Annotated in this window: 7 protein-coding genes; 4 read left to right on the forward strand and 3 right to left on the reverse strand. The window is 70.2% G+C overall.

The features are described from left to right. A complete protein-coding gene (locus tag IEZ21_RS12395; protein WP_189321936.1) occupies positions 1 to 948 on the reverse strand; it encodes an SMP-30/gluconolactonase/LRE family protein in 948 nt (315 codons plus the stop codon). A 305-nt stretch (positions 949 to 1,253) separates the two neighbouring features. Between IEZ21_RS12395 and IEZ21_RS12400 the strand changes: the two genes are divergently transcribed. Further along, positions 1,254 to 3,572 carry an MFS transporter gene (locus IEZ21_RS12400; protein WP_189321937.1) on the forward strand — a complete coding sequence of 773 codons (2,319 nt, stop codon included), beginning with the start codon at positions 1,254 to 1,256 and terminating at the stop codon, positions 3,570 to 3,572. A gap of 62 nt (positions 3,573 to 3,634) precedes the next feature. Continuing rightward, positions 3,635 to 4,453 (forward strand): YceI family protein, encoded by an 819-nt coding sequence (locus tag IEZ21_RS12405; RefSeq protein WP_189321938.1) that lies wholly within the window; start codon positions 3,635 to 3,637, stop codon positions 4,451 to 4,453. Between the two features lie 187 nt (positions 4,454 to 4,640). Here the strand turns inward: IEZ21_RS12405 and IEZ21_RS12410 are convergent, their stop codons facing one another. Both IEZ21_RS12410 and IEZ21_RS12415 read right to left on the reverse strand, forming a co-directional pair. Then, a complete protein-coding gene (locus IEZ21_RS12410) occupies positions 4,641 to 5,483 on the reverse strand; it encodes a hypothetical protein (protein ID WP_189321939.1) in 843 nt (280 codons plus the stop codon). 105 nt (positions 5,484 to 5,588) lie between these two features. Continuing rightward, positions 5,589 to 6,104 carry a YceI family protein gene (locus IEZ21_RS12415; protein ID WP_189321940.1) on the reverse strand — a complete coding sequence of 172 codons (516 nt, stop codon included), beginning with the start codon at positions 6,102 to 6,104 and terminating at the stop codon, positions 5,589 to 5,591. Between the two features lie 103 nt (positions 6,105 to 6,207). Between IEZ21_RS12415 and IEZ21_RS12420 the strand changes: the two genes are divergently transcribed. Both IEZ21_RS12420 and IEZ21_RS12425 read left to right on the forward strand, forming a co-directional pair. Next, positions 6,208 to 6,774, forward strand: a complete 567-nt coding sequence (locus IEZ21_RS12420; RefSeq protein ID WP_189321941.1) for a MarR family winged helix-turn-helix transcriptional regulator — start codon at positions 6,208 to 6,210, stop codon at positions 6,772 to 6,774. Beyond that, positions 6,771 to 7,970 (forward strand): CaiB/BaiF CoA transferase family protein, encoded by a 1,200-nt coding sequence (locus IEZ21_RS12425; protein ID WP_189321942.1) that lies wholly within the window; start codon positions 6,771 to 6,773, stop codon positions 7,968 to 7,970. The genes IEZ21_RS12420 and IEZ21_RS12425 overlap by 4 nt, the downstream gene beginning before the upstream one ends. Positions 7,971 to 8,289: the final 319 nt, after the last annotated feature.

Raw genomic sequence — 8,289 nt, forward strand, 5'->3', positions numbered from 1 at the left:
CTAGGCGGGAACAGCAACGCCGTTGAACGTCGTCTCAGGCGTCTGCGGGCTGGTGAACCGGGCGTTGACGAGATACAGCCGGTCCCCCCAGCGGGCGGCCGTGGTCGGCACGTCGAACCGGGGGTCGGTGATCGTCCGCTTCAGCGTGGCCGTGGTGACCTTCGCGTCGAGGTCCCAGACGCTGATCAGGTTCAGCCGGTTCTGCACGACGTACAAGGTCCGGCCTATACGGAGCAGACCGTCGCCGTTCGCGACATCGGCCTGACCGTTCAGCGTGATCTTCTTCGCCTCACCGGTCTTGATGTTCACGTGGTAGAGCTCGCCCGGCGTGCTCTTGACGACGATCAGGCCGCGGCCGTCGGGGGTTTCGACGATGCCGTTGGCGTTGTTCACGTTGGGCGTCTGCGTCCAGTCACCGCCGAGCGGCAGGCTGCGGACTTCGCCGCCGCGGCCGCGGGGTACGCCGTACAGCGTGGCGCCGCGCGAGTCGGTGAACCAGGCGCGGTCGCCGAGGAGGATGACGTCGTTGATGAACGTGGCGGCGGGGTCGGTCAGTTGGTACGTGGCCTTGAGCTTGCCGCTGCGGGAGTCGACGATGCGCGCGGTACCGCCGGCGCCTCCGGCGAGGTAGAGCAGACCGTCGTGGTCCAGCTTCAGCCCGATGGACGCCGTGCCGGTGGCTCCCTCGAAGAGGACGCCGCCCTTGCCGGTGCGCAGATCGGTGCGGTAGACGGCGCCGTTCGCGCGGGAGCCCATGTAGGCGTACGGCTTTCTGCCGATGGTGATGCCCTCGGGCAGCCAGCCGTCCGGGAGCGGGAACTCGGTGGGCCACGCGCTCTTTACGGTTCCGGCGGCGGCACTGGCCGTGCCGGCACCGGCGGCCAGCGTGAGCGCGGCGGCCCCGCCGAGAACGGTGCGCCGGGACGGCCGGGCTTGGTTCGGGGACATGGTTCCGGGCCTCCATGAAGGTGGGGGTGAAACTCTGCGAACTCAGCAACTCAGCGAACTGGTGGTGCACTTGGGGACGTCGAGAACCAGACCGAGCCCAGCTCCCGAACTCTGTCCGCTCGAACGCCCCGCCCCACACAAGAGTTCCCCTGTGAACCCCCTGTGGGCTCACTGTGCCAGGGGGCAGCCGGGGCGCTCCTCGACCCGCGGGCCACACCCGTACAACCTTAACTTGCTTAACTAAATCAACGTACTTACATTTAATCCTGTCGCGCACACCCGACCGCCCACCCGGAGGCCCGACCATGTCCCACGCACAACCCCGCACCGCCACCACCGGAGCGGCAGCGCCACCGCGGCCGAACGTCGTCGTGGCGGTGCTGGCCTTCGGCGGGATCGTGGTCTCGCTGATGCAGACCCTGGTCATCCCGATCGTTCCGGAGCTGCCCACCCTCCTGAACGCCCCGGCGTCCGACGCCGCCTGGGCCGTCACCGCCACCCTGCTCGCCGCTGCCGTCGCGACCCCGATGATGGGGCGGCTCGGAGACATGTACGGCAAGCGCCGGATGCTGCTGGTCAGCATGGTCATGCTGGTGGCCGGATCCGTCACGGCCGCGCTCAGCGAGTCCCTCGTCCCGATGATCGTCGGGCGCGCACTCCAGGGTCTGTCGGCCGGCGTCATCCCGCTCGGCATCAGCATCATGCGCGACGAGCTGCCCGCCGAACGGCTCGGCTCCGCCACCGCGCTGATGAGTGCCTCGCTCGGCGTCGGCGGCGCCCTCGGCCTGCCCGCCGCCGCGCTCATCGCCGACAACTTCGACTGGCACGTACTGTTCTGGGCCTCGGCCGGCATGGGTGTCGTCGCCCTGCTGCTCGTACTGGCCCTCGTACCGGAGTCCCGGGTGCGCACCGGAGGGCGGTTCGACCTGATCGGCGCGGTCGGGATGGCGGCGGGGCTCGTGTGCCTGTTGCTGGCGATCTCCAAGGGCGGGGACTGGGGCTGGGGCAGCGGCACCATCCTCGGCCTGTTCGGTGCGGCCGTCGTGATCCTGCTGGTGTGGGGTTTCTTCGAACTGCGTGTCAGCCAGCCGCTGGTGGACCTGCGGACCACCGCGCGCCGTCAGGTGCTGTTCACCAACCTCGCCTCGATAGCCATCGGCTTCGCCATGTTCGCGATGTCCCTCGTCATTCCGCAGCTCCTGCAGTTGCCTGAGGCTACCGGATACGGTCTGGGTCAGTCGCTGCTCGCCGCCGGTCTCGTCATGGCGCCGTCCGGGCTGGTGATGATGGCCCTGGCCCCGGTCTCCGCGGCCGTCTCCAAGGCCAAGGGCCCCAAGGTCACGCTGATGATCGGCTCCCTGATCGTGGCCGGCGGCTACGCGCTGAACATCGTGCTGATGGACGAGGTCTGGCACTTCGTCCTCGTGTCCTGCGTCATCGGCGCCGGCATCGGCTTCACGTACGGTTCTATGCCCGCGCTGATCATGAGCGCCGTGCCCGCGTCCGAGACGGGCGCCGCGAACAGCCTCAACACCTTGATGCGGTCCATCGGTACGTCGGTCGCCAGTGCGGTCGCCGGCGTCATCCTGGCGCAGATGACCACCACCTTCGGCTCCACCGCCCTCCCCTCCGAGGACGGCTTCAAGGCGGTCCTGGCCATCGGTGTCGGCGCGGCCCTGCTCGCCTTCTTCGTCGCCTCGTTCATCCCGCGCCGGCAGCCGCTCGCGGACGGGACGTCCGAGGCGCCGGCCGGGGACGGTGACGAGGTCACGGACGACGCAGGTGCGGCGAGCGCGTCGGTCACCCTTCCGCGCCCCCGCCAGGCCCTGGCCCTGGAGGCGGCCCCGGACGACGGTGCTGCGAACGGAACCCTCGTCCGCGGACACGTGCGCGGTGCGGAGAGCGCGCCCGTGTCCGGCGCCGCGGTGACGCTGATCTCGCTCGAAGGGCGGCAGCTGGGCCGGTCGGTCGCGCAGGTCGACGGCTCGTACGGTGTGCGCGCGCCGGGCGCCGGTTCGTACGTCCTGATCGCCTCCGCCGACGGCTATCAGCCGCAGGCCTCGACCGTCGTCGTGGCCGATGCTCCGGTGACGTACGACGTTCTGCTGAGCGGCACCAGCGGGCTTGCCGGAGTGGTGCGGTCGGCGGACAGCGGGGTGCGGGTCGCCGGGGCCGTGGTCATCGTGACCGATGTCCGCGGGGATGTGCTGGCCACCGGGGAGACGGACGCCATGGGCGAGTTCACCGTCTCGGACCTGGTGCCGGGGACGGTGACCCTCGCGGTCAACTCGGCCAAGCACCGGCCGCTGGCCCTGCCCGTCGAGATCGGCGTCACCGGGGCCACGCGGGTCGAGGTCGAGTTGCACCCCGGGGCGCACGTACGGGGCACGGTGCTCGGAGCGGGTGTTCCGCTGAGCGAGGCGCGGGTCACGCTGATGGACGCCGCGGGCAACGTGGTCGCCACGACGACGACCGGCGTCGACGGGGCGTACGCCTTCTCCGACCTGGACAGCGGGGAGTACACGGTCATGGCGACCGGCTACCCGCCGAAGGCCACCGGGATGACCGTCTCCGGCGGCGGCGTGGACGGCCACGACATCGAACTCGCCCACGGCGGCGAGTAGTTCGGCCGAACGGGGTGGCAAAACGGCAGGCACGGAAGAGCACGGAAGAGAAGAGAGACGCGATGGCACTCAGCGCATCGGTACGTACCCGGGACGGCTGGGCCGTGCCGCACGCGGTGGTCACGGTGACCGACATGAGGGGTACGCAGATCCTGCGCGCCGAGGCGGACGCCGAGGGCGCCGTCCGGGACGACGTGCACCTGGAGCCCGGCTCGTACACGGCGATCGTCACGGCGGTGGGGTACGCGCCCGCCGCCTCGACCGCGCTCGTCACGGCGAGCGGCCGTGCGGAGCTCGGCCAGGTCGTCCTCGGCCGGCAGGCAGACGTCGAGCTGCCGCCGCCGGGTCCGTGGACTATCGACCCGGCCCACTCCTCGGTGGAGGCGGTGGCCCAGCATCTGGGGCTTTCCAGCGTGCACGGCCGCTTCACCGACTTCGGCGGGCGTATCGAGATCGCGCCGGATGCCGCCAAGTCCCGGGTCGAGGCGGCCATCCGCGCCGCCTCGATCGACACCGGCAACGGCACGCGCGACGACCACCTCAGGTCACCGGACTTCCTGGACGCCGAACGGTGCCCGGAGATCACGTACCACTCGACCGGTCTGAGCCCCACAGGCCCGGACCACTGGACCGTCCACGGCGAACTCACCCTGCACGGCATCGCACGCCCCGTCGACCTGGACCTCGCCTACCTGGGCACGGGCCCCGACGCCTGGGGCGGGGTACGAGCGGCGTTCCGCGCCACGACGGAACTACGCCGCGAGGACTTCGAGATGAACTACAACCAGGTCGTACGGGCGGGCATCGCGGCGGTCGGCGCGACGCTGAAGGTGTCGCTGGATGTGCAGGCGGTGCAGGGGGAGCGGCTGCCGCAGATGTGACCGATGGATACCGTACGAGAGCGTCAACCGCCGGCCCGCCGACCTGGCACTGACGCCGCCTCAGCCGCACGCCCGTCGCAGCGGCTGCGACGGGCGTGGGTCTGGCCATCGGCACGGTGATCTATCGGGGCATCGCTCTCACCGGCTCAGCGGCTCACCGGCCGCTGACGAAAACGCATCTCAGCTCTCAGTAGCCGTACCTGCTCTTCAGATGGCGCCAGAAGTCGCGCAGCATCCACTTGTCGAACTCCGTGATCTGGCCGGCGCTGCCCGCCTTCATCAGGAAGCAGCACTGGCCGGTCGGGGTCCAGTCGTAGAAGTCGTCGAGGCCGAAGGTGTGGCCGACCTCGTGGAGGTAGACGTGGATGTTCTCCTGGTCCAGGGCACCGGTGAAGTACTCCTGCCCGACCCGCTGCCCCCAGTCACCGCCGGCTCCGCCCTGGAATCCCTTGGTCAGCCACAGTGACTGGTCGTAGTGGCGGGCAGGGCCGCCGGGGCACTGCGAGTAGTCGCCGTCCTGGTTGAAGAAGCGGCCGCAGTCGGGCGCACACTGCGGGGCTCCGCCCTCGTCCAGCATTCCGGTGTAGATGTCGACGGAGTTGTCGGTCCACTGGAGGGTGGAGCGGTCCTTGACGGCCCAGCCGACGATGTTGACGGGAACCTCGGTGTACGGCCACGCATTGTGCCCCGTACCGCCGTCGACCATGGCGGCCACCCACTTCCCGAACTGCTTCTTCAGCGCGCCGTGGATCCGGTCGCGCAACGCGGCGCTGACGGAGGCGTCGGACTCCCAGCGGACGCAGTAGTTGACGCTCCCCTTGTTGGCCATGACCTGGTCCCACCCGTAGTTACGGAAGCCGTACAGGTCGGGGTAGGTCGACTCGACGTGATTCCACACCTCGCTCAGCGGCTGCACCAGCTCCGCAGGCGGATCCCACTCCTCGGCAGCCTCGGTACGTGGAGCGAACGCACCGGCCGCAGCGACGAGCACGGCTAAGACGGCCAGCAGACGCGCAAGGTACTTGCCCATGGTGATTCCTCCCGGTGGGGAACGGGGGTTCACTCACGGGTCGCCACCGGGCGGGCAAAGGTTGCCCGCCCCGGGCTCGGCCTTGCTGTCCGTCAGGGCTGTCCGTCAGGCCGACGCGCGGGCGAAGCGGAGGCTGGTCGTGATGGTGGTCAGGCCGCGCATCATGCCCATCTGGTTCCAGGAGATGCCGAACTCGGTGCGGTCGACGGTCAGTTCCGCGGCCAGGGTGACCGCGTCGGCTGCCGAGTCGGTGACGCGGGCGGTGAAGGACACGGGGCGGCTGACGCCGCGTACGGTCAGCTGGCCGGAGACCTCGACGGTGTCGTCCGTATGCGGGACGCAGCTGCGTACGGCGAAGGTGATGGTGGGGTGCCGGTCCACGTCGAAGAAGTCGGCGGAGCGCAGGTGCTTGTCGCGCTTTTCGTGCTTGGTGTCCAGGGAGGCGGCGTCGAGAGTCACCGTGCCACTGGCGGAACCGTCGGGGCGGACCTCGCCGTCGCCCGTGATCCCCGCGAAGGTGCCGTTCACGGTGACCATGCCCCACATCGTCTTCTGCCGGACGGCGACGGTGGAGCGGGCGGGGTCGAGCTGCCAGAGACCGGTTTCGACTGCGACGGACATGGGGTTTCTCCTGACGGGGGTACCTGTGAAGGGGTCGTCCAAATTTGGATAGCCACACGCTAGCCCGTAATTCAAAATTGGACAACAGGTAGGCTGGGGCATCATGGCCGACTTCACCGCCCCCACCGACCTGCCCGAGCGCGATCCCTCGGACGAGAGCGAACCCTCGGACGAGAGCGAACCCTCGGGCGAGAACGGGTTGCTACCGGCGGAGCTGCGCGCCTGGATGCATCTGCTGGCCGCCGCCGGCACGGTCGAACAACAGCTGCGCGCCCGCGTCAAGGACGCCCTCGGGGTCTCGCACGACGAGTTCCTCGTCCTGTGCCTGCTGGCCGACCAGCCCGGAGGCGGCCTGCGCATGACCCGGATCGCCGAGCTACTGGGCCGCCCCAAGACCCGGCTGACGTATCAGGTCGCCTGCCTCCAGCACGCCGGACTGGTCACCAAGGGCTCGGTCTGCGGCGACAGGCGCGGCATCGAAGTGACCCTCACCGAGAAGGCACGCCGGCTCCTGAAAGACACCTCGCCCCCTCTCGCGCACGCCATCACCGACGCCGTCACCCGTGCCCTCGGCCCCGAGCGACGCGCTGCCCTGTGCGGCGGCCTGCTGCCGGGCACCGCGGACCCTGACCGCCAGCCGGACGAGTCACCGGACAGGAGCACCCCGTGACCGGGCACCCCGCACCGCTCCCACTCACCGGCGTAACCGTCGTGAGCGTCGAGCAGGCCGTGGCCGCGCCCTTCGCCACCCGCCAGCTGGCCGATCTCGGGGCGCGGGTCATCAAGGTGGAGCGGCCGGGAGAAGGGGACTTCGCTCGGCGGTACGACACCACGGTGGACGGAGAGTCCAGTTACTTCGTATGGCTCAACCGTTCCAAGGAATCCCTGACCCTCGACCTGAAGTCGGCACAGGGTCGGGAGATCCTGGAGCAACTGCTCGGCGGGGCCGATGTGTTCGTCCAGAATCTGGCCCCCGGTGCGGCCGCCAGGCTGGGCTTTGGCGCAGCGGATCTGGCCGCACGGCACCCCTCCCTCATCCCCTGCTCCATCTCCGGTTACGGAAGCAGCGGACCGTGGGCGAACCGCAAGGCGTACGACCTGCTCGTGCAGTGCCAGACCGGCCTGGTCTCGCTGACCGGGAACGAGCACGGAGCGGCCCGCGCGGGGGTGTCGGTCGCCGATATCGCCGCGGGGATGTACGCGTACTCGGGAATCCTCACCGCCCTCTACACCCGCGCGACCACCGGAGTCGCCCGGGCCGTGGAGGTCTCCCTCTTCGAGGCGCTGGCCGAGTGGATGAGCCAGCCCGCCTACTACACCCGCCACGGCGGAACCCAGCCGCCCCGCATCGGCACCCAGCACGCCACCATCGCCCCGTACGGCGCCTTCACCGCGGCCGACGGCAAGGACGTGCTGTTCTCGATCCAGAACGAGCGCGAATGGGTCGCGCTGTGCGAGCGCTTCCTGGAACGTCCGGAACTCGTCGACGATCCGCGGTTCGCCACCGGCTCGGACCGGGTGACGCACCGCGACGAGCTCAACGCGATCGTCGCCGAGCGGTTCGGCCGGTCCGGCAGCCGCGAGGTGGAGAAGCTGCTGGACGAGGCCGGTATCGCGAACGCCGGGGTCAACGACGTGGAGGAGTTCCTCGCCCATCCCGTACTCAGTGCGCGGGAGCGGTGGCAGGACGTACGCCTGCCCGGCGGCGGTGCGGTGCCGGCGCTCCTGCCGCCGGTGGACCTGGCCGGCACGCCCGCCCGCATGGACCCGGTTCCCGCGATCGGCGAGCACACGGAGCGGATCCTGGGCGAACTGGGGCACAGCGCGGAGGCTGTTGATGACCTTCGCGTTGCGGGGGTCATCTGACCGGGGGCTGCGCCCCCGGGCCCCCACATCTCGCCGTGGGGAGACAGGTCGTGTCTCGACTGCCGGTCCGTCGTGGCTGGTCGCGCAGTTCCCCGCGCCCCTGAAAAGCCTGCGACTGCCCGCGCCCCGAAAAGCACGCGCCCTGGGTAAGCCCGCACCCCCAACGACCCGCGCTTGCCCTCCGGCGGGAGGGGTCGTGGGCCGGTGCGTCGTATGCCCGTCGCTTAGCTTCGGTCTCGGAGAACCCGCACCCTGTACCAGGTCAGGGCCGTATGCCCGCCCTGCGACGGGCTGACGCACCGGCCCACGACCCCGCCCC

It is taken from the genome of Streptomyces flaveus, assembly GCF_014647675.1.
Taxonomy (GTDB): Bacteria; Actinomycetota; Actinomycetes; order Streptomycetales; family Streptomycetaceae; genus Streptomyces; species Streptomyces flaveus.

What these genes read in the sequence shown, in the direction of transcription:
- IEZ21_RS12400 (WP_189321937.1), top strand. Translation starts at nt 1,254, where the DNA reads ATGTCCCACGCACAACCCCGCACCGCCACCACCGGAGCGGCAGCGCCA.
- IEZ21_RS12415 (WP_189321940.1), bottom strand. Translation starts at nt 6,104, where the DNA reads ATGTCCGTCGCAGTCGAAACCGGTCTCTGGCAGCTCGACCCCGCCCGC.
- IEZ21_RS12420 (WP_189321941.1), top strand. Translation starts at nt 6,208, where the DNA reads ATGGCCGACTTCACCGCCCCCACCGACCTGCCCGAGCGCGATCCCTCG.
- IEZ21_RS12410 (WP_189321939.1), bottom strand. Translation starts at nt 5,483, where the DNA reads ATGGGCAAGTACCTTGCGCGTCTGCTGGCCGTCTTAGCCGTGCTCGTC.
- IEZ21_RS12405 (WP_189321938.1), top strand. Translation starts at nt 3,635, where the DNA reads ATGGCACTCAGCGCATCGGTACGTACCCGGGACGGCTGGGCCGTGCCG.
- IEZ21_RS12395 (WP_189321936.1), bottom strand. Translation starts at nt 948, where the DNA reads ATGTCCCCGAACCAAGCCCGGCCGTCCCGGCGCACCGTTCTCGGCGGG.